The organism is Arthrobacter sp. 05L417 (assembly GCF_056397865.1).
The window spans coordinates 312458-332575 of the sequence record NZ_JBFTOG010000003.1 but is presented as its reverse complement, the minus strand read 5'-3'; the positions used below and the strand labels follow the sequence as shown (position 1 = coordinate 332575).

Genomic DNA, 20118 nt, shown 5'->3' with positions numbered 1-20118 from the left:
GCAGGAGCGGGCGCCGGTCCCCGCGTCGTCGTTCTACTCGATCCTGGCATCCACCACAATCGCGGTGACATTGTCCCGTCCGCCACTCACCAACGCCTCCTGGATGAGGGCATCCACCGCGCTTTGGGGCTTTTCCACCGTGCTCAGGATCCGGAGCATATGCTCGTCGCTCAGCTCCCCGGTGAGTCCGTCCGAGCAGATCAGCACCCGGTCCCCATCATGGATGGGCAGCAACCAGAAGTCCGCTTCGGTTTCGCCGCCGGTGCCGAGTGCCCGGGTCACTACATGGCGGCGCGGATGCACCGAGGCTTCTTCACGCGTGATGCTACCGGCCTCCACGAGTTCCTGGACTTCCGAATGGTCCACGCTGATCTGCCTGAAATCGCCCCCGCTCAAGCGATACGTCCGCGAATCGCCGATGTTCATGACCAGCCAATACGGGACACCCATGTGCTCGGCGACAACGACGCCGGTGAGCGTAGTTCCGGCGCGGCCACCCGTGGCATTCCGGATCTGAGAGTCGGCGGCAAGGATGCACTCTTGCATGGCAACAGCGGTCGCCGAACGGACTCCCGACGCCAATTGCGGCATGCTGCCGAGGGTACGTACGCACAACCCGCTGGCAATCTCGCCTGCCTCATGCCCACCCATTCCGTCAGCCACTGCGAACACCGGATCCATTGCAATGAGCGAATCTTCGTTCAGTTCCCGGCTGAGTCCACGGTCCGTCCCGTAGCCATAGCTCAAGGTGAATCCCGCCTCAGGGGCGGTCGCTGCGGACTCTGAATTCATCAGTCGAGAACCAGTCCCTTGCCAAGGCCGCGGGCAAGCCGGACAGGGAGGATTTCCCCAAAGCCACGAACGTTCTCGGCAGTCTGCGGAAGCAAGACGAAGCGTTCGTCCTGGCCCAGCGCTGCTGCCGTCATCTCGTCCACCAGGACCGTGCCGGGTTCGGCCAAAGCCGTAAGGCGGGCCGCCAGGTTGACCGTGGGGCCGTAGATATCGCCGAGACGGGAAAGGATGCGTCCCCAGACCATGGCCACACGGGCTTCCGGCAGGATTTCGTCTTCAGTGAAAGCCTGGGCGAGCGCCAAGGAGATCTCGGCACCCGCGGCCGGTGTCTCTGCAATGTAGAGGACTTCGTCGCCGACGGTCTTGACCAGGCGTCCTCCGCCGATGGAGATGATCTCCGCGCATTTGTTCTCGAAGCGCTGGACCAACTGGGCCAGGGTTTTCTCGTTCATGCGGCGTGACAGGCTCGTGTAGGAGACGAGGTCGGCAAAGCCCACGGCGCGCGCCAAGGGCAAGGGGGCATCGTCTTCGTCCCCTTCGCGGCCGGCCTCGCTGGCCTGCAAACCGGCTTCGGCACGGACGGCCAGGCGCTGCACACCGGCATTCATCTGGCGGCGCCACGAGTACAGCAGGATCTCTTCCATGGCATCCACGAGGTTGGGCAGTTCGTTGACCAACTGTTTGCGGGCAACGGCATCGGGAATGCCCTGCTGCACCACCATGTCTTCGATCAGGGCCTCGACTTGCCACACCACCATGCGGTCGGTCATCTGGCCAATGGCTCGCGTCACGGAAATGGCGGCTTCCTCAGTGAGCTTTCCGGCGCGGACAAGGTCAAGGATGGTGGAAAGCGCCGCGAGGTCGCGCTCAGTGAACGCCACGTCCTGGTCACCGAAATTGGGGAAACCCAGTGCCCGCCACAGTTTGCGGGCTGACAAGAGCGAGACGCCTGCGCCGGCCGCCACTTCACGTCGCCGGAGTTTGCGTTCCCCGCCCAAGAGCCTGCTTTCGAGTGCCTTGATGGCAAGCCGTTCTGCTGACAGGGCGCCGGTGGGCGGAGACACGACGGGGAGGACTCCCGTTGGCGCGTAGTCCACGGAAGGCTCGGGCACGGCGTCGGGCTCGTGGTCCACGTACTCAGGCTCCTGCTCGTCAACGCTCATCTCTTCCACCTTCTCTCATATCCCAGGGCAACGCGGCATCCGGGTAGTCAACTGGTCCAGCAAAACTGTCAAAATCGCCGGTCTCCGGCACAGCGCCGGGTCCGAACCTGACCCCCGTCGGAAGCTCGGCCATGGCTTCCAGGATGAAACTTCGAAACTTGCCCACCTCGGGAACGTCCGCAAGCACCGCGTCGCCGGGGTGCCCGGTATCCAAGGATATATTCCCGGAGCGCAATATCCGTTGGAGCAGCGATTGTTTGATCCCCACGCCGCGCACCGCGGCCAGCGGCACCTGCCAGTCGCCTCGGCGAAGCATTCCGAAGCGGGCAACTATCCGACCGCTTGTCAGGATGTACCGTATGCCGCGCCAGCGGATGAATCGCGGGAGGCTGTAGCCGAGCAGAACGATCGCTACGATGGCCAGGCACGCGGTCACCAACCATTGGGTCCAGTCGCTCGTGATGACTGGAAGCAGCTTGCCCGGCCCGCCCTTGACTATCCATGCACAGGCGAAGGCCGCCGCAGCGGGGACCAGTATGAATGCCAGGACCGGACCAAAGAGCATCCTGGGCTGCTGCCGCGTGATCACGATGACTTGCTCCCCACGCAGGAGCTCTTTACGCATAACCGCTTTCGGTAGCCCTCAGGTGGACGACGTCGCCGGCGGTCACGACGTGCTCGCGGCCGCCATGGTCCACCACCAAAAGGGAACCATACTCATCCAACCTGGACGCATGCCCCACCAATTCGTGGTCGCCCGGCAAATGCGCCTTCACTTCTCGTCCCAAGGTGACCATGACAGCTTCAACCCGCTTGTGCAGGGACGAGCCGCCGGCCAATCCCGCGGTGGGGTCGCCGTCGGCATTGCAGAAGCTGCGGTAGAGCACCGCGAAACGTGACAGGTAGTTCTGCAGAAGGACCGTGCGGTCCGTGGTCGTGGCACCCTCAAGGAGGAGGGACGTGGCCGTCGGGACCGGCAATTCATCCTCGTTGAGCGTCACGTTGAGGCCGGTACCGAGGATCACGGCCGGAACGGATCCGTCCCCCATCGGCCCCATCTGGGCCAGGATGCCGGCAATCTTCTTGCCCCGGACTAGGACATCGTTGGGCCACTTGATCTCGGCAGGCAGGCCGGCGGTCTCCAGGAGGGTCTCGTGCAAGGCCAGCGCGCCCAGAAGGGACAGCCAGGAGTAGCTCTGGGTCGGTACCGGCAGCCCTTGGGAATTGACGGGTCGCAGGACGATCGAAACGGAAATCGCGGAACGTTCGGGAGATTCCCAGTGACGGTCGAGCCGTCCCCGCGCCGCCGTCTGGTGCTCGGCAGTGAGGACGGCGAGGTCGGCCCATTCCTTAGGCTCTGTGGTGACGGCGCGCAGCAAATCAGCGTTCGTGGAGCCTGTCGTCTCCACCATCTGCAATTGCGAAATACCGGCAGCCGCGAGGAAGTCGGGGTGAAGCAGGGCATCACGGTCCAGGCCCAAGCGCGGGGCACGTGGTTCGCTGCTGGCAGGCTGTTCGACATCCATAGACAGAATCCTATCCAGCCTGGCTGGTCCCGGAAGAAGTTGTCCGCTTAGAGGAAGATATCCGGCACCAGCTTCTCCTCCGGTGCTCCCAGACTGTAGGGCCTGAAGTCTGAAACACCCGCTGCCCTCAGCACCTGTTCGTCCGTGTAGAAATTGCCCGTATTGCTTGCTGAACCGCCTGAGTCTGCAGACAGGTGCGCCCCGGTCAGCACAGCGTGGGCTGCATCCGCCATGATTTCCGGGCCCCTGGCGGCTTGGACGATCTGTTCCCCGCCGGGCATATTTCGAATGGCGGCGGTGTCGATCAGTGTGCAGGGCCAGAGCGAGTTGACCGACACGCCATCGTTCCTGAGTTCTTCGGCCAGGCCCAGTGTGGTGAGGCTCATGCCGTACTTGGCCATTGTGTACGCCAGATGCATCCCAGCCCACTTCGGGTCCAGGTTCAGCGGCGGCGAGAGAGTCAGGATATGGGCGTTGCTCGATTTCCGTAGGGCAGGCAGCGCGAGCTTGGACAGCAGGAAGGTGCCGCGGACGTTGATGTCCTGCATAAGGTCATAGCGTTTCATGTCAATCGCGTCAGTGCGGGAGAGGTCTATCGCCGAGGCGTTGTTGACCACGACGTCGATTCCGCCAAAGCGTTCGACGGCGGCGGCAACTGCCGCGGCAACGTCGCCGTCGCTGCGGACGTCCCCAACGAGCGGCAGCGCCTGGCCGCCGGCTGCTTCCAATTGTTCGGCGGCCGTGAAGACCGTTCCTTGCAGCTTGGGGTGGGGTTCTCCGGTCTTGGCCATGACGACGATATTGGCGCCGTCACGGGCCGCGCGGGTGGCGATTGCCAGGCCGATGCCGCGGCTGCCGCCGGACATCAGGATGGTGCGGCCCTTCAGTGATCCACGTGCCTGGTAGCGAAGGGCAGGGCTTGCAGAAGCATCGTTGCTTGAGGTCATGAGGACACTGTAGCCCAACTATGTTACTGGCGAGTAACATTGCTCGATGCTCGACTTGAAGTCGGAAAATTGTAGGGTTTCTACAGCGGTCTGTGGCTTTTGCGTCATTAGACTAGCCAACAGGGCCCGCACTTTGTACGGATGCTACTTAAGAGCGCATGCCTAACGAAGCAGTGCCAGCGTAAATCAGCTACAGAGCCGGAGACATTTGATGAGCCACGATCTGACAACGACAGCGGGAAAGATTGCCGACTTCCGCGACCGCCAGGCCCGTGCAGAACAACCTTCCGGCCCCGAAGCCATCGAAAAGCAACATGCACGCGGCAAGAACACCGCCCGCGAACGCATCGACATGCTCCTCGACGAAGACTCCTTCGTCGAGTTCGACGCTTTGGCCGTCCACCGCTCCACAGCGTTCGGCATGGAGAAGAAGAAGCCCCTCGGCGACGGCGTCGTCTCGGGCTACGGCACCGTCGATGGCCGCCTTGTGGCCATCTACAGCCAGGAATTCAGCGTCTACGGCGGCTCCCTGAGCCAGGTCAACGGCGAGAAGATCGTCAAGGTCCAGGAATTCGCGCTCCGCAACGGCTGCCCGATGGTGGGCATCAACGACGGCGGCGGCGCGCGTATCCAGGAAGGCGTCGCCTCGCTGGCGATGTTCGCTGACATCTTCCGCAACAACGTCCACTCTTCCGGCGTCGTCCCCCAGATTTCCCTCATCATGGGCCCGTGCGCCGGCGGCGCCGCCTACTCCCCCGCCCTCACCGACTACATCGTGATGGTGGACAAGACCTCCCACATGTTCATCACCGGTCCGGACGTCATCAAGACCGTCACCGGCGAAGACGTGGACATGGAAACCCTCGGCGGCGCTCGCCAGCACAACGCCACCACCGGTACGGCAACGTACCTCGCCAGCGACGAAGCCGACGCGATCGAGTTCGTCCGCGAACTCCTGGACTTCCTGCCGTCCAACAACCTTTCCGAGGCACCCGTCCTGGAGCACGAGCAGGAACTGGAGCTCGACGACGACGACCTCGCCTTGGACACGCTCATCCCGGACTCGGCCAACCAGCCCTACGACATGCGCAAGGTCATCGAGCAGATCGTGGATGACGCCCATTTCCTCGAAATGCAGTCGCTCTACGCCCCCAACGTGATCATCGGCTACGGCCGGATTGAAGGCCACACTGTCGGTATCGTGGCCAACCAGCCCATGCAGTTCGCGGGCACGCTTGACATCTCCGCTTCGGAAAAGGCCGCCCGCTTCGTCCGCCACTGCGACGCCTTCAACGTTCCAATCATCACCTTGGTGGACGTCCCCGGCTTCCTGCCCGGCAAGGACCAGGAATTCCAGGGCATCATCCGCCGCGGAGCCAAGCTGCTTTACGCCTATGCCGAAGCTACCGTGCCCAAGCTGACCGTGATCACGCGCAAGGCCTACGGCGGAGCGTACATCGTGATGGGTTCCAAGAAGCTTGGAGCCGATCTCAACCTGGCCTGGCCCACGGCGCAGATCGGCGTCATGGGCGCCCAAGGTGCCGTCAACATCCTGTACCGCCGCGATCTTGCCGCGGTCGCCGAGGCCGGTGGCGACGTCGAAGCCAAGCGTGCCGAGATCATCCGCCAGTACGAGGAAGAACTCCTCAACCCCTACCAGGCAGCCGAGCTCGGCTACGTCGACGCCGTCATCGCGCCGTCGGAGACCCGCCTCCAGATCATCAAGGGCCTTCGCGCCCTCCGCGACAAGCGGGCCAGCCTGCCCACCAAGAAGCACGGAAACATCCCCCTGTGAGCGCCGAACAGAACCTCCCCGGCTCCGGACCGGATTCCACGGACGCGGCACCGGCCGAGCCGTTGCTTTCTGTGGTCAAGGGAGACCCGACGCCGGAAGAGCTCGCGGCGCTTGCCGCCGTCGTCGCCTCCCTTGGATCGCCCGAGGAAGCCGAAGCTCCAAAACCGAGCACGCGGCACTGGCTGCGACGCCAGCAGCTGCGCCTGGAACCCACGCCGGGTCCGGGCGCCTGGAAACGCAGCCGGGGCTGAGTCCCGCAGTAACCCAACTGACTCGCATTTAATGCCGTTTTGAAGGCCCAGAACGACATTAAATGCGAGCTAGTTGGGTTGGCGGCCGGATCTTCTGCAACAACCCTTTCATAAGGGGCCCGGGCGCGGTTAGGCTCTTGGGGTGACTACTCCTAACACAGCTCCGGCACGCCTCCAGACTGCCATCGATGCGGTCGCCGACGCCTACACGGACACCCTCCTTGCCCTCAATCCGAGCCTCGCCACCACCCTCGGCATGCCCGGACACGAAACCGAATACCAGGATTTCTCGCCTGCGGGCGCGGCGGCATTCGCCAAGGCAGCACGCCACACCATCGACGAGCTAGCCGCCCTCGAACCCAAGGACGCCTCCGACGTCGTCACCCTCGACGCGATGCGGGAACGGCTCGGCCTGGCCCTCGAGATCCACGAATCCGGCTGGGACGCCGCGGACCTGAACAATATCGAGTCTCCGGCCCAAACCATCCGCGCGATCTTCGACCTCATGCCTACCGACACGGCCGAACACTGGGAGCACATCGCCGGCCGCGCGGCCAACGTTGCGGAAGCGATCGACGGGTACATCGTTTCCCTTCGTTCGGCCAAGGAAGCGGGGAAAGTCTCCGCGGTCCGCCAAGTCAAGATCGTCATCGAACAGACCAGCAAATACGCGGCCGAAGACGGCTTCTTCGCCAAGCTCGCCGCCGAAGCCTCCATCGGCGGCCAGCCGCTGCCGGCGGAACTGCAGGAAAAGCTCGACGCCGGTGCCGCCGTCGCGCGCTCCGCTTACTTGCGCCTAGCCGCCTTCCTCGAAGCGGAGCTTCTGCCCTTTGCGCCGGAAAAGGACGCCGTGGGCCGCGAACGCTACGCCCTGGCCTCGCGTTTGTTCCTCGGAGCAACCGTGGACCTGGAGGAAACGTACGCCTGGGGCGTGCAGGAACTCGACAGGCTCATTGCCGAACAGGAACGGGTGGCCGAGCAAATCAAGCCCGGCGCGTCCATCGAGGAAGCCAAAGCCATCCTCGACAACGATCCCGCACGGCAAATCAAGGGCACTGATGCCCTCAAGGCCTGGATGCAGGAACTCTCAGACCGCGCAGTATCCGAACTGGCCGACGTCCACTTCGACATCCCGGACATCATGAAGACCCTCGAATGCCGTATCGCGCCCACGGACGAAGGCGGCATCTACTACACGGGCCCGTCGGACGACTTCTCCCGGCCCGGCCGCATGTGGTGGTCCGTCCCCGCCGGCGAAGACACCTTCACCACTTGGGCCGAAACCACCACGGTCTTCCACGAGGGCGTCCCTGGCCACCACCTCCAGGTGGCCACCGCCGTCTACCGCCGCGAGCTCCTCAACAACTGGCGACGGAACGTCTGCTGGGTCTCCGGGCACGGCGAAGGCTGGGCCCTCTACGCCGAAAAGCTCATGCTGGAGCTCGGCTACCTCAAGGACCCGGGCGACCACATGGGCATGCTGGACATGCAGCGCATGCGTGCCGCCCGCGTCGTATTCGATATAGGCGTCCACCTTGAGCTGCAGGTGCCTGAACGTTGGGGCAGCGGCACGTGGACCTCGGAAAAGGGCTTCGAATTCCTCAAGGCCAACCTTCCCATCAGCGCAGGCCAGCTCCAGTTCGAATTCACCCGGTACCTCGGATGGCCGGGGCAGGCTCCGTCGTACAAGGTGGGGCAACGGCTATGGGAAGAAATCCGGGCTGAACTCGAACGCCGCGACGGATTCGACCTGAAGTCCTTCCACACGGATGCCCTGAACATCGGTTCGGTTGGTTTGGATACGCTCAAACGCGCTTTGCTGGGTTAGTCCGGCGTGTCGGTCGCCCTTGGCGACACGCATCCTCGGCGCGCTGCTCCCCACCGGCCCCCTTCGTCGCTTTGACGCACGCTGCCGGATGCCTGTCGTCAAGGGCACGGTGCGGAAGGTGCCCATCACCTAGCCAAAACGCTGTTACATTCCCCACATTCCGTCCGGGAATAACTTCATAAATGGGTGGATTGGCGGCGAATTCATGGGCCTTTTTTGTAGTGGGTCGAATGTGAGGCCGTAACATTTCTCAACCTCGGGTCGCGGTGGTATTTGTCCGGGCCTAGTTTGTTCCGGTGAGCAATTCATCCAACACTTTGACTTCCGCCGGAAAGACGTCTTCCCGGCTTCCCAAGTGGGCAACGTCCTTCGGCGTCCAGATCATCGCGGCCTTGGTGATCGGCCTGGCCCTCGGCCTCCTGGCCAAAGCGACGGGTAGCACCACGAAGGCTCCCAACGGGCTCGGCGCCACGCTGCAGACCATCGGCTCGAGCTACGTGTCGCTGCTGCAGACCGCCGTCGTGCCCTTGATCTTCACCGCGGTGGTGAGCTCCATCGCGAACCTCCGCCAAGTGTCCAATGCGGCGAAACTGGCGTGGAACACCTTGCTCTGGTTCGCCATCACCTCGCTCATCGCCGTGACGATCGGCATCGGACTTGGAGTGCTCTTGCAGCCGGGCTCCGGCACCGGCATCACCAAGAAGGCCGAGTACGCCGGAAAGACCGGCGACTGGTGGGCGTTCCTCACCGGCCTCTTCCCCAAGAACTTCCTGGGCCTGGGCGCGAGCACCACTGTCACGGACGGAGTCGCCAGCACGTCGATCAGTTTCAATGTGCTGCAGATCCTGGTGATCGCCATCGCCGTCGGCGTCGCAGCCCTCAAGGTGGGCAAGCAGGCCGAACCGTTCCTGAACCTCAACGCTTCCGCCCTGGCCGTCATCCAGAAGGTCCTTTGGTGGATCATCCGCGTCGCCCCGCTCGGCACCATCGGGCTGATCGGCAATGCAGTGGCCGTCTACGGTTGGGACACCATCGGTTCGCTCGGCAAGTTCACGGTGGCCATCTACGCAGGCCTCGCCCTGGTGCTGTTCGTCGTGTACCCCATCCTGGTCAAGACCCATGGATTGTCCGTCAAGCAATACTTCTCGGGCGTGTGGCCCGCCGTGCAGCTCGCGTTCGTCTCGCGCTCCTCGATCGGCACGCTGCCGCTCACGCAGCGCGTCACCGAGCGCAACCTCGGGGTTCCCCAGGGTTACGCATCCTTCGCCGTGCCGCTCGGCGCCACCACCAAGATGGACGGTTGCGCCGCCATCTACCCGGCCGTGGCTGCGATCTTCGTTGCCCAGTTCTTCGGCATCAACCTGGACTTCAGCCAGTACCTGCTCATCGTGGTGGTTTCGGTCCTTGGTTCGGCGGCAACGGCAGGCACCACGGGCGCCGTCGTCATGCTTACGCTGACCCTGTCCACGCTGGGACTGCCGCTCGCCGGCGTCGGGCTCCTCCTGGCGATCGACCCGGTCCTGGACATGGGCCGCACCGCCGTCAACGTGGCAGGACAGGCGCTGGTTCCGGCCATCGTCGCCAAACGGCAGGGAATCCTGGACGAATCGCTCTACAACGCTCCCCGCAAGGGAACGGCGTTCGCGGCCGAAACGGAGTCTGCGGAGGCATCCGGGGAGACCCGGGAGCTCACCGCGGCCACGGCCTAGCGGCCACCCACCGTCGCGCGGACAAATCCCCGGGGAATGCCCTGGGGATTTGTCCTTTTAACAGTGGTGAATTCTGGATAGGCTCTGTCCATGCTGATAGTCACCTCAAACAAGATTCCGGGCCACAGGATCGACGCCGTCTTCGGGGAAGTCATGGGCCTCACCGTCCGATCGCGGGATATCGGCGCCCAAGTGATGGCCGGCTTCCGCTCCCTCGGCGGCGGCGAGCTGCCCGAAATGACCAAGGCGCTCTATGAAAGCCGCCAGGAAGTCATGGCGCGCATGGTCAACGAGGCACAACAGCGCGGCGCCAACGCAATCGTCGCCATGCGCTTCGACACATCCGAGATGGGCGGGAACTGGACCGAAGTGTGCGCCTACGGCACCGCGGTGTTCGCCATCCCCCTGGCCGAAGGCGAGCCAGGCGCGACAGGCCAGTCGATCTACCTGACGAGCGCCGCAGCCCGGCAATCCACGCAGCCCACGACGCCGGCGGCGCCCCAGGGACAAACGGCACCGCCGGCGCCCGGACAGTTCCCCGCTTCCCCGTCTCCCCAAGAGCCTTTCCACCAGTAAGGCGGACGACGACGGCCGGCGACGCACAAGCGTCGCCGGCCGTTCCTTTTGGCTGGCCTGGGGAGCTGGAGATTTAACTTGCCCTGAGTGCAAAGTTGCACTTAGTGTAAATACGTGAGCACTACCGACACCACGGCCCTCCCCTCGCGCCGCGAACAAAACAAACTGGCCACCCGCCAAGCGATCGCGGACGCAGCCCTCGCCATGCTGCGCAGCAGGGGCGTCGGCAATTTCACCGTGGAAGACATCGCGGAAGAGGCCGGCGTATCCCGGCGTACCTTCTTCAACTACTTCCCCAGCCTCGAAGCCGCCTTGGCCTCCGTGACCGAAGGCTTCCTGGACCATGCCCTTGAACAATTCCGATTGCGCCCCTCGGACGAACCCATCCTCGATTCCGCCCGGGCCGCCCTCATGGCGCTGGCTGACCCGATGACGGTCTCCCCCATGGCCGAGCTCTTCAGTCTCACCCACGACAACCGCGCCCTGGTGCGTTCCGAACTCGAAGCCTGGGACCACTGCACCACGCAGATCATCGACGCTGCCCGTCGTCGCCTCGGCCCGGATGTCAACGAGCTCTATCTGCGGGCCTTGGCCGGGTCCATCATTTCGTGCGGCAAGGCAGCCATGAGCGTCTGGTTCGAACAACACGGCCCGGATCTTTCCGCAGAATCCCTCGCGAGCTTGCGGCAGCACTTGATCGACGCAATTGGCCTGCTCGGTTCGGGCTTCACGGCACCCGCCCCTCAAACCCCGTCGGCGCACAGCCCTCAGCCCGCGGCTGACCCCCAACACTCGGCATAACCACACACCGACAGATCGGTTCCGACATGGCACTCCTGCTCTACCGTCTTGGCAAGTTCTCCTATCGTCACCGCTGGCTGGTGATCTCCCTCTGGCTGGCCGTGCTCATGGCCGTCGGCGGCTCCGCGGCCGCCTTCCATGGCATTATGTCCAACAACTTCCAGATCCCCGGCACTGAGACCCAGCAGATGCTGGACAAGCTCAAGAAGGACCTTCCTGCCTCCTCGGGCGGTTCCGCAGGGATCGTCTTCGAAGCCGGCGACGCCGGGTTCAACCAAGCGGGCAAGGACGCCATTGCGTCGGCCCTCGCCCGGCTGGAAAAGCTGCCTGATGTGCAGTCAACGGTCAACCCCTTCACAACCCAAGCCACCTTGGACAAAGCACCGTCCGACCTTGCTGCCGGGGAACAGAAAGCAGCTGCCGGGCAGGCTGAGTTGGACAACGCCCGGGCCACGCTCGATGCAGGGGATGCCCGGCTCAAGGCCGCGGAACAGCAAATGGCCGCTGCCGGGATGCCGGCTGCGCAGATCCAAGCGCAACTTGCCCCGCAGGAGGCCGAACTCCTGGCCGGGCACCAAAAGCTCGATGCTGGCCAGAAGCAAGCCACGGACGGCGCTGCAGCCCTTGCGTTGGCAAAACGCCAGCTGACGGCTTCCCAAGGCATGCGTTTCGTCTCCGAAGACGGTAAGGCGGCAATCGCCCAGGTCCAGTTCAAGACCTCCATCAACGGCCTGACCCCTGCCGTCCGGCAGCAAGTTCAGGACATCGTCCACGGAGTCTCGTCAGCTGGCGTCACAGCCCTGGCCAGCAAGGAAATCACCGAGGACGTCTCGCAGTTGTTCGGTGTCTCGGAAATTATCGGCATTGCGGTGGCGGCGATCGCCCTCATCGTGATGCTGGGGACGCTCGTCGCCGCTGGCCTGCCCCTCCTGATGGCGATCATTGGCGTGGCCGTGGGTGTCGGCGGAACGTTTGCCCTCACCGGCGTCATTGATATGAGTTCCATCTCCCCGATGCTCGCGCTCATGCTGGGCCTCGCCGTCGGAATCGACTACTCGCTCTTCATCGTCAACCGGCACCGCGGGCAATTGCTTTCGGGGATGGACGCGGAGGAATCAGTGGCTCTTGCCACTGGAACCTCGGGTAACGCCGTTCTTTTCGCCGGCCTCACTGTTGTCATCGCGCTTGCCGCATTGGTCGTGCCGGGGCTCCCGTTCCTGGCCGTCATGGGCCTGTCGGCCGCCGCGACGGTGGCAGTCGCCGTCGTCGTCTCCCTCACTCTGACTCCGGCAGTCCTCTCGCTGGTGGGCCGCAAACTGATCTCGAAGCGGGCGTGGGCCAAGGCAGAACGCCACAACGCCGAGCCGGACCACGCCTCGGCGGACCGCGCGGCGGACCAGCGGCGGAGCAGCCGTGGTTGGGGTGGGCTCGTGACCCGGCATCCGGTGGTCTCGCTGCTTGCCGGCGTCGTGCTGCTCGGCGTGCTGGCCCTCCCGGCCTCCCAGCTGCGCCTCGCTTTGCCCGACGGCGGTTCGGAGCCTGTCGATTCGCAAGCGTTCAAGGCGTACGACCTCACCCGGACGAGCTTCGGCGAGGGCATGACCGGCCCCATCGTGGTTGTCGGCACCTTCCCGGACGGGCTCAGCGACGACCAGGCCAAGACCAAGCAGTTCGACGTCGCGGACAAGCTGCGCAGCGTCGACAACGTCGTGGCAGCCGTACCGGTAGCCCTCAGCCCGGATCACCGCACGGCCGTTTTCCAGGTCATCCCCAAGGACGGGCCCGCGAGCGCCAGCACCGTCCAGGTGGTCTCGGAACTGCGGGCCAAGGGTTCCGAAATCCAGCAGGCCACAGGCGCCACCATCGGATTGACGGGGCAGACGGCCGGCAATATCGACGTCTCTGCGAAGCTCGGTGCCGCCTTGCCGCCGTACTTGGCGATCGTCGTCGGGCTCTCGCTGGTCCTCCTGCTGCTGGTGTTCCGTTCGATCGTGGTCCCGCTGCTCGCCACCGGCGGCTTCCTGCTCTCGCTCGCGGCAGCTTTCGGCGCCGTCGTGGCCGTATACCAGTGGGGCTGGCTCGGATCCGTGTTCGACGTCGCCAATCCCGGAGCCGTGCTGAGCTTCCTGCCGATCATCCTGATTGGTGTGCTGTTCGGCCTGGCCATGGACTACCAGGTATTCATCACCTCTGGCATGCGTGAATCGTTCATGCATGGAGAGAACGCGAAGCAGGCGGTCCGAAGCGGCTTCAGCCATGCCTCAGCTGTGGTCACGGCCGCCGCCATCATCATGGTCAGCGTGTTTGCCGGCTTTATCTTCAGCCACTTGACCATGGTCCGGCCGCTCGGTTTCGCGATGGCGTTCGGCGTGCTCGTGGATGCGTTCGTGGTGCGGATGACCATTGTTCCGGCCGCGATGTACCTGTTGGGCGAGAAGGCCTGGTGGCTACCGCGGTGGCTGTCCCGCGTCCTACCCGACGTCGACGTCGAAGGCGCCAAGCTGCAGCGCACGACGGCGGCAGACGGGGCCAAGGAGCTGGTCCACTAAGCGTCTGGTTGCCTTTCAGCGGGCGTCGGTTCTGTGTCCGGAACCGACGCCCGCTCACCTATAACGCCCTTCCCCCAAACGCTCGCTCACCTATAACGCCCTTCCCCCAAACGCTCGCCCACCTGAATTCAAGGAACATGTCCACCTTGGGATATATCTGAAGGAGCGTTTGACGAATTGGCCACACAAGTGAGCGAGCGTCCGGCCCAACTCCCACACAAGTGAGCGGGCGTCCGGCCCAACCCCCACATAAGTGAGCGAGCGTCGGGCCCAACCCCCAGATAAGTGAGCGAGCGTCCGGCCCAACCCCCACACAAGTGAGCGAGCGTCGGGGGGCGGCGCCGCGTACTACGCTTGAGCCGTGACCCGATTGATCCTGGCCTCCCAGTCCCCCGCCCGCACCAAGCTCCTTAGGGAGGCCGGTATCCACCACGAGGTACTCGTCTCGGACGTGGACGAGGACGCCGTGCAAGCCCGGTACGGTGTGACCGATGCGCACGACACCGCTCTCCTCCTGGCCCGCGCCAAGGCCGAGGCCGTCGCTTCCCTGCCCGACGCCGAGGGGGCCCTGGTCATCGGCTGCGATTCCGTGTTCGAGTTCGACGGCGAATCGCACGGTAAGCCGTACACAGTAGACATTGCCAAGGAACGGATGCTTCGCATGAGCGGCTCCAAGGGCGTCCTCCACACCGGGCACTGGCTGGTGGACTGTCGCGAAACCGCGGCGGACGTGAACGACGGCGAGACGGCCTTTGGCACCGGAGCAACAGTCGGTGCCGTGTCCAGCGCGGAGGTCCACTTTGCGGAGATGAGCGAGAAGGACATCGACGCCTACATCGCAACCGGCGAGCCCCTGCACTGCGCCGGTTCCTTCACGATCGACGGCTTGGGCGGGGCCTTCATCCGCAAGGTCGACGGCGACCCGCACGCCGTCGTCGGGCTCTCCATCTCAACCCTCCGCGATCTACTCGGCCAGGCGAATGTTGGAATCACCGAACTCTGGACCCAAAACGGCTCCGAAGCCGGCAGCGAATAGCGGCGGTCGAGGTCGCCAGCGCGGTGGCCAATTTCCGGCCTTTGTAGCAACCCTACAAAGACAGGCCGTCTCACACACGGAATCCCCCATCAATATGGGCGGAACCCTCAAAATCACGCTAGGCTCCCTGAAGGACAGAAGGAGTCAACTTGTCAGCTAATCCGGCGCAGCCCATTTCCAGCCCTCTCACCAAGGTCTTGATCGCCAACCGAGGCGAAATCGCGGTCCGCATCATCCGCGCAGCCCGGGACGAAGGCATCGCTTCCGTGGCCGTCTATGCGGACCCCGACCGCGACGCACTGCACGTCCGGCTGGCAGATGAGGCCTATGCGCTGGGCGGCAACACCGCCGCTGAGTCGTACCTCGTGATGGACAAGTTGATCGACGTCGCCAAGCAGTCGGGCGCGGACGCCATCCACCCCGGTTATGGCTTCCTCGCCGAGAACGCCGAGTTTGCCGCCAAGGTCATCGACGCCGGCATCACCTGGATCGGCCCCTCCCCGGACGCCATCTCTGCGTTGGGTGACAAAGTGCAGGCCCGCCACATCGCCGAGAAGGTCGGCGCTCCCCTGGTTCCCGGCACTGCCGACCCTGTGGAGTCCGCTGACGAGATCCTGGCCTTCGCCAAGGAGTTCGGCCTCCCGATCGCCATCAAGGCTGCCTACGGTGGCGGCGGCCGCGGCATCAAGGTGGCCCGCACCATCGAGGAAATCCCTGAGCTTTTCGAGTCCGCAGTGCGCGAGGCCGTTGCCGCCTTCGGCCGCGGCGAGTGCTTCATCGAGCGCTTCCTGGATTCCCCGCGCCACGTCGAGACCCAGTGCCTCGCCGATGCCTACGGAAACGTTGTTGTCGTCTCTACCCGCGACTGCTCCCTCCAGCGCCGCAACCAGAAGCTGGTGGAAGAAGCCCCGGCACCGTTCCTGAGCCCCGAGCAGAACGAACGACTGTACGAGTCCTCCAAGGCCATCCTGAAAGAGGCCGGCTACCTGGGCGCGGGAACGTGCGAATTCCTGGTTGGCCAGGACGGGATCATCTCCTTCCTTGAGGTCAACACCCGACTTCAGGTGGAGCACTGCGTTTCGGAGGAAGTCACGGGCCTCGACCTGGTCCGCGAGCAGTTCCGCATCGCCCGAGGCGAAAAGCTCGGCTACGGCGATCCCGAGGTCCGCGGCCACTCCTTCGAATTCCGCATCACCGGCGAAGACCCGGGCCGCAACTTCATGCCCGCACCGGGAACCGTCAGCACCCTGAAGAACCCGACGGGTCCGGGCGTCCGCATCGACTCCGGCATCGAGCAGGGCGACGTCATCAGCGGGAACTTCGATTCCATGCTGTCCAAGCTGATCGTCACCGGTGCCAGCCGCGAACAGGCTCTCCAGCGTTCCCGCCGCGCCCTTGAGGAAATGGTGGTTGAAGGCATCCCCACCGTCATTCCTTTCGACCTCGCAGTGGTGACCGATCCGGCGTTCGCTCCGGCCGAAGGCCCGTTCAAGGTGCACACGCGCTGGATCGAGACCGAGTTCGTCAACAACATCCCCGCGTGGACGCCCACCGGAACCGGAACAGAAGCCGCCGACGCCGGTGAGCGGCAGCGCGTCGTCGTCGAGGTTGGCGGCAAGCGCCTCGAAGTTGTCCTTCCCGCGACTCTTGGCTCGGTTTCCTCGGTTGCCAGCGCGGGCGCCAAGGGCGCGAAGGTCAAGAAGCGTTCCCGCTCGGCGGGCGCTACGGCTGCCGTGGCGGGCGGCAACGCCCTCACTTCGCCGATGCAGGGCACCATCGTCAAGGTGGCAGTTGCCGCGGGCGATGTGGTTGCCGAAGGCGATCTGATCGTGGTCCTCGAAGCCATGAAGATGGAACAGCCCCTCACCGCCCACAAGGCCGGCACCATCCACGGCCTGGTGGCCAAGGCAGGCGAAACCGTCTCCGCAGGCGCCGTCATCGCGACGATTGAAGACTGAGCAGCGCTTATATGGCTCCGGCCCCGCACCATTGGTGCGGGGCCGGAGCCATTTAACGCGGGCCTGCTAATACGGGGTCAGGCTACGTTGTTCTCGTAGTCCGTGTCCTTGGTTTCCTTGGACAGGAACAGGGCCACGAGCGTCAACACCGCCATGGCGCTGAGGTAGACACCCACCAGGACTGTGCTTCCCTTGGCCGATTCCCAGAGCCAGACCGCGATGAACGGAGCCACTGCCGCGCCGAGGATGCTGGACAGGTTGTAGCTGACTGCGGATCCGGTGTAGCGGACGTTGGTGGGGAACAGTTCCGGAAGCAGTGCACCCATAGGGCCGAAGGTGAGCCCCATCAGTGTGAAGCCGATGATCAGCAACGCCATGGTCCCTACGAAGCCGCCACTGAACAACGGCACGAAGAGCAGGCCGAATACCAGGATTCCAGCCGTGACGGCCAGGAGCATCTTGCGACGGCCGTACTTTTCGGCCAGCGGACCGGCCACCAGTGTGAAAATACCGAAGAAGACGACGCCGGCAATCAGCATCCAGAGGAAGTCGTTCCGGCTGAAGCCCAAGCCCGGGACGAACGCCGCGGCGGCCGCGTCGGTCATGGGCTTTCCCGCCTTGATAGCAGCAGCTTGAGCGCCTGCCAGGGTGGGCTTGGTGCCGTAGGTCAGCGTGAACGTGGTCATCAGGTAGAACAGCACGTACGTCGCAAGCATGATGAAGGTGCCGAGGATCAGCGGGCGCCAGCTCTTCTTGAACACGCGTCCGATGGGCAGCTTGGCCACTTCGTTGGACTCCAGCACCTTGGTGAATGCAGGAGTTTCAATGAGCTTGAGGCGCACATAGAGGCCGAGGATCACCATGACGGCGCTGAGTAGGAACGGCACGCGCCAGCCCCACGCGGCGAAGGCCTCGGGGGTCAAGGTGTAGCTGAAGACCAGGAAGATGATGTTGGCCAGGATGAAGCCGATCGGCGCACCCATCTGCGGGAATGTTCCATAGATGGCGCGTTTGTTGGCCGGCGCGTTCTCCGTTGCGAGCAGCGCGGCACCGCTCCACTCACCACCGAGGGCCAGGCCTTGGGCGAAACGCAGGACTACCAGCAACGTGGGGGCTAGGAAGGTCCAGCCCGGGACCTGTGCCGTGGGGAGGCAACCGATCAGGAACGTGGCAATACCCATGGTCAGGAGGGACGCAACCAGGGTTCCCTTGCGACCGAACTTGTCACCGAAGTGGCCGAAAATGATGGAGCCGAGCGGCCGGGCGACGAAGGCGACGCCGAACACCGCGAAGGAGCTCAGCAGCTGGGTGGTCTCGTCCGCCGTCGGGAAGAAGAGTTTGGGGAAGACGAGCACGGCTGCCGTGGCATAAACGTAGAAATCGTAGAACTCGATGGACGTACCAATGAGGCTGGCGAAAATCACCCGTCCCCGCGAGTTGACCGGCTTGACTGACTCGCTTTCCTTGGATTCAGCGATGGAAGACATGTAGTGGATGCTTTCGTTCACGCCGGCCCGGCGTCGCTGAGCCTGCCGGCAAAGATTATTGAGAGTTCAATAATAGTTCCCGGTATCCACCAAATGGACAATCAAGTCCAAGATGCGGACGCCCGGAAAAGTCTCACTCTGTGGTCCGCGCCACAACAACCTCACCATCGCCTCACGCAGTGGTTACCCCCTCCGATAGGTGAATGTCACAGCACGTTTACAAACCGCGACGGTCCGCGAAACGCGCCGTACCTAACGTGTAAGTACAACGTCCCCACAAAGGAGGCACTCCGTGACAGTTGACCGAAGCACCGAAATCCTCACCAACGAGCAGGCGCCCACCGCCCTCGTCCCCGAGCTTGAACACCGTCCTGGCCGCTGGATTGCCAACTGGGACGCAGAGAACAAAGATCAGTGGGAAGCCGCCGGCCGTTCCATCGCCAAGCGCAACCTGTACTGGTCCATCTTCGCCGAGTTCCTCGGCTTCGTCGTCTGGCAGCTCTGGTCGATCGTCGTCGTCCAGCTCCCGGCCGCAGGCTTCAAGTTCGACACCAACCAGATCTTCTGGCTCATCTCGATCCCCAGCCTGGTCGGTGCCACACTGCGCATCCCCTACACCTTCATGGTTCCAAGGTTCGGTGGCCGCAACTGGACCATCGTCTCGGCCCTCCTGCTGCTGATCCCGACGGCGGGCCTTGCCTTGTGCGTCTCAAACCCCGGCACCCCCTTCGGCGTCATGCTACTGGTAGCGGGACTTGCAGGCTTCGGCGGCGGCAACTTCGCGAGCTCGATGGCAAACATCACCTTCTTCTACCCTGCCCGCGAAAAGGGCTGGGCGCTGGGCTTGAACGCCGCGGGCGGAAACCTTGGTGCCGCCGTCGCGCAGCTCGTCGTCCCGATCGCCGTCACCCTCCTGGCCGCCGGTACCGTCAACCTGCCCATGGCCGGCCTTATCTGGATTCCGCTCATCCTTATCGCTGCCTTCGGCGCTTGGAAGTACATGAACAACCTCACGAGCGCCAAGGGTGACGTTGCAGGCTCCATCGCCGCACTCAAGGAACCGCACTTGTGGATCATGGCCTTCCTGTACATCGGTACGTTCGGCTCGTTCATCGGCTTCTCCGGGGTCTTCCCCAAGCTCATCAAGGACTACTTCCCGGCATTCTCCTCCATGCACCTCGGCGCGGTTGTCCTCTCGCTCGCCTTCCTCGGCCCGCTGGTCGGCTCCCTCGCCCGTCCCTACGGTGGACGCATGGCTGACCGCATGGGCGGAGCCCGGATGACCGTTACGGCGTTCGCAGCGATGGCCGTTATCACCTTGACCATGATCTGGACCCTTCCGCTCAAGAACTTCTGGCTCTTCCTGGTCCTGTTCCTGTTCCTCTTCACGGCAAGCGGCTTCGGAAACGGCGCCACCTACCGCATGATTCCGGTCATCTTCGCCACTTCCAGCCGTGCAGCCCGCTCGGGGGCGAGCGCCGCCAGCACGGCACGCCTCGCGTCTTCCTCCCTCGGCCTGATCTCGGCGATTGGCGCCTACGGCGGATTCGTCATCCCCCAGGTACTCAACGCATCCAGCGCTTCCGGCTCCTACACCCCCGCGTTCTATGGCTTCGTCGGCGCCTACGTGCTGATGCTCATCGTCTGCTGGGTCTGCTACCTCCGGAAGGCCAACCGTAACGCGATGGGACACATCTAAT

At 64.0% G+C, this 20118-nt stretch carries 16 protein-coding genes; 10 read left to right on the top strand and 6 right to left on the bottom strand.

Annotation, left to right across the window (positions count from 1 at the left end; all coding sequences use genetic code 11):
* Positions 1–33: 33 nt before the first annotated feature.
* From AC1DJW_RS04820 to AC1DJW_RS04800, 5 genes are read right to left on the bottom strand one after another with little or no spacing between them, the layout of a single operon-like run.
* Complete coding sequence (locus AC1DJW_RS04820; protein WP_476900843.1) at positions 34–792, bottom strand: PP2C family protein-serine/threonine phosphatase; 759 nt, start codon at positions 790–792, stop codon at positions 34–36.
* On the bottom strand, positions 792–1955 hold the full coding sequence (locus tag AC1DJW_RS04815) for an adenylate/guanylate cyclase domain-containing protein (protein WP_284751380.1): 1164 nt from the start codon (positions 1953–1955) through the stop codon (positions 792–794). Before AC1DJW_RS04815 ends, AC1DJW_RS04820 begins: the two co-directional genes overlap by 1 nt.
* Positions 1945–2580, bottom strand: a complete 636-nt coding sequence (locus tag AC1DJW_RS04810) for a PH domain-containing protein (protein WP_390282995.1) — start codon at positions 2578–2580, stop codon at positions 1945–1947. Before AC1DJW_RS04810 ends, AC1DJW_RS04815 begins: the two co-directional genes overlap by 11 nt.
* Complete coding sequence (locus AC1DJW_RS04805) at positions 2573–3481, bottom strand: biotin--[acetyl-CoA-carboxylase] ligase (RefSeq protein ID WP_476900842.1); 909 nt, start codon at positions 3479–3481, stop codon at positions 2573–2575. The genes AC1DJW_RS04810 and AC1DJW_RS04805 overlap by 8 nt, the downstream gene beginning before the upstream one ends.
* Positions 3482–3528: 47 nt before the next feature.
* Positions 3529–4428, bottom strand: coding sequence for an SDR family oxidoreductase (locus AC1DJW_RS04800; protein ID WP_284751383.1), 900 nt, complete (start codon positions 4426–4428; stop codon positions 3529–3531).
* A gap of 211 nt (positions 4429–4639) precedes the next feature.
* On the opposite strand from AC1DJW_RS04800, the gene AC1DJW_RS04795 reads away from it, so the two are divergent.
* The 9 genes from AC1DJW_RS04795 to AC1DJW_RS04755 all read left to right on the top strand — a co-directional run bounded on the left by AC1DJW_RS04795 (position 4640) and on the right by AC1DJW_RS04755 (position 16931).
* On the top strand, positions 4640–6223 hold the full coding sequence (locus tag AC1DJW_RS04795; RefSeq protein ID WP_390282998.1) for an acyl-CoA carboxylase subunit beta: 1584 nt from the start codon (positions 4640–4642) through the stop codon (positions 6221–6223).
* Positions 6220–6474, top strand: a complete 255-nt coding sequence (locus AC1DJW_RS04790; RefSeq protein ID WP_476900841.1) for an acyl-CoA carboxylase epsilon subunit — start codon at positions 6220–6222, stop codon at positions 6472–6474. The genes AC1DJW_RS04795 and AC1DJW_RS04790 overlap by 4 nt, the downstream gene beginning before the upstream one ends.
* A 142-nt stretch (positions 6475–6616) precedes the next feature.
* Positions 6617–8302 carry a DUF885 domain-containing protein gene (locus AC1DJW_RS04785; protein ID WP_476900840.1) on the top strand — a complete coding sequence of 562 codons (1686 nt, stop codon included), beginning with the start codon at positions 6617–6619 and terminating at the stop codon, positions 8300–8302.
* Between the two features lie 296 nt (positions 8303–8598).
* A complete protein-coding gene (locus tag AC1DJW_RS04780) occupies positions 8599–10011 on the top strand; it encodes a dicarboxylate/amino acid:cation symporter (protein ID WP_476900839.1) in 1413 nt (470 codons plus the stop codon).
* Between the two features lie 90 nt (positions 10012–10101).
* Positions 10102–10587, top strand: coding sequence for a YbjQ family protein (locus AC1DJW_RS04775; RefSeq protein WP_284751388.1), 486 nt, complete (start codon positions 10102–10104; stop codon positions 10585–10587).
* 114 nt (positions 10588–10701) lie between these two features.
* The gene (locus tag AC1DJW_RS04770; protein ID WP_459340581.1) at positions 10702–11388 is read left to right on the top strand and encodes a TetR/AcrR family transcriptional regulator; all 687 of its coding nucleotides are present in this window, start codon (positions 10702–10704) and stop codon (positions 11386–11388) included.
* Positions 11389–11414: 26 nt separating this feature from the next.
* Positions 11415–13937 carry an MMPL family transporter gene (locus tag AC1DJW_RS04765; RefSeq protein ID WP_476900838.1) on the top strand — a complete coding sequence of 841 codons (2523 nt, stop codon included), beginning with the start codon at positions 11415–11417 and terminating at the stop codon, positions 13935–13937.
* Between the two features lie 361 nt (positions 13938–14298).
* A complete protein-coding gene (locus AC1DJW_RS04760; RefSeq protein ID WP_284751391.1) occupies positions 14299–14973 on the top strand; it encodes a Maf family protein in 675 nt (224 codons plus the stop codon).
* A gap of 149 nt (positions 14974–15122) precedes the next feature.
* Entirely contained in the window at positions 15123–16931 is a 1809-nt protein-coding gene (locus AC1DJW_RS04755; RefSeq protein WP_390283002.1) for an acetyl/propionyl/methylcrotonyl-CoA carboxylase subunit alpha, read from the top strand.
* A 77-nt stretch (positions 16932–17008) separates the two neighbouring features.
* Here the strand turns inward: AC1DJW_RS04755 and AC1DJW_RS04750 are convergent, their stop codons facing one another.
* On the bottom strand, positions 17009–18418 hold the full coding sequence (locus AC1DJW_RS04750) for an MFS transporter (RefSeq protein WP_476900837.1): 1410 nt from the start codon (positions 18416–18418) through the stop codon (positions 17009–17011).
* A gap of 292 nt (positions 18419–18710) precedes the next feature.
* On the opposite strand from AC1DJW_RS04750, the gene AC1DJW_RS04745 reads away from it, so the two are divergent.
* Positions 18711–20117: an MFS transporter gene (locus AC1DJW_RS04745; RefSeq protein ID WP_390279735.1), complete on the top strand. Its 1407-nt coding sequence runs from the start codon at positions 18711–18713 to the stop codon at positions 20115–20117.
* The last annotated feature ends 1 nt before the right edge of the window (position 20118 follow it).

Excerpts from the sequence above, each read along its gene's own strand:
- AC1DJW_RS04800 (WP_284751383.1), bottom strand. The coding sequence starts at position 4,428 with ATGACCTCAAGCAACGATGCTTCTGCAAGCCCTGCCCTTCGCTACCAG.
- AC1DJW_RS04815 (WP_284751380.1), bottom strand. The coding sequence starts at position 1,955 with ATGAGCGTTGACGAGCAGGAGCCTGAGTACGTGGACCACGAGCCCGAC.
- AC1DJW_RS04805 (WP_476900842.1), bottom strand. The coding sequence starts at position 3,481 with ATGGATGTCGAACAGCCTGCCAGCAGCGAACCACGTGCCCCGCGCTTG.
- AC1DJW_RS04820 (WP_476900843.1), bottom strand. The coding sequence starts at position 792 with ATGAATTCAGAGTCCGCAGCGACCGCCCCTGAGGCGGGATTCACCTTG.
- AC1DJW_RS04795 (WP_390282998.1), top strand. The coding sequence starts at position 4,640 with ATGAGCCACGATCTGACAACGACAGCGGGAAAGATTGCCGACTTCCGC.
- AC1DJW_RS04765 (WP_476900838.1), top strand. The coding sequence starts at position 11,415 with ATGGCACTCCTGCTCTACCGTCTTGGCAAGTTCTCCTATCGTCACCGC.
- AC1DJW_RS04750 (WP_476900837.1), bottom strand. The coding sequence starts at position 18,418 with ATGTCTTCCATCGCTGAATCCAAGGAAAGCGAGTCAGTCAAGCCGGTC.
- AC1DJW_RS04775 (WP_284751388.1), top strand. The coding sequence starts at position 10,102 with ATGCTGATAGTCACCTCAAACAAGATTCCGGGCCACAGGATCGACGCC.
- AC1DJW_RS04810 (WP_390282995.1), bottom strand. The coding sequence starts at position 2,580 with ATGCGTAAAGAGCTCCTGCGTGGGGAGCAAGTCATCGTGATCACGCGG.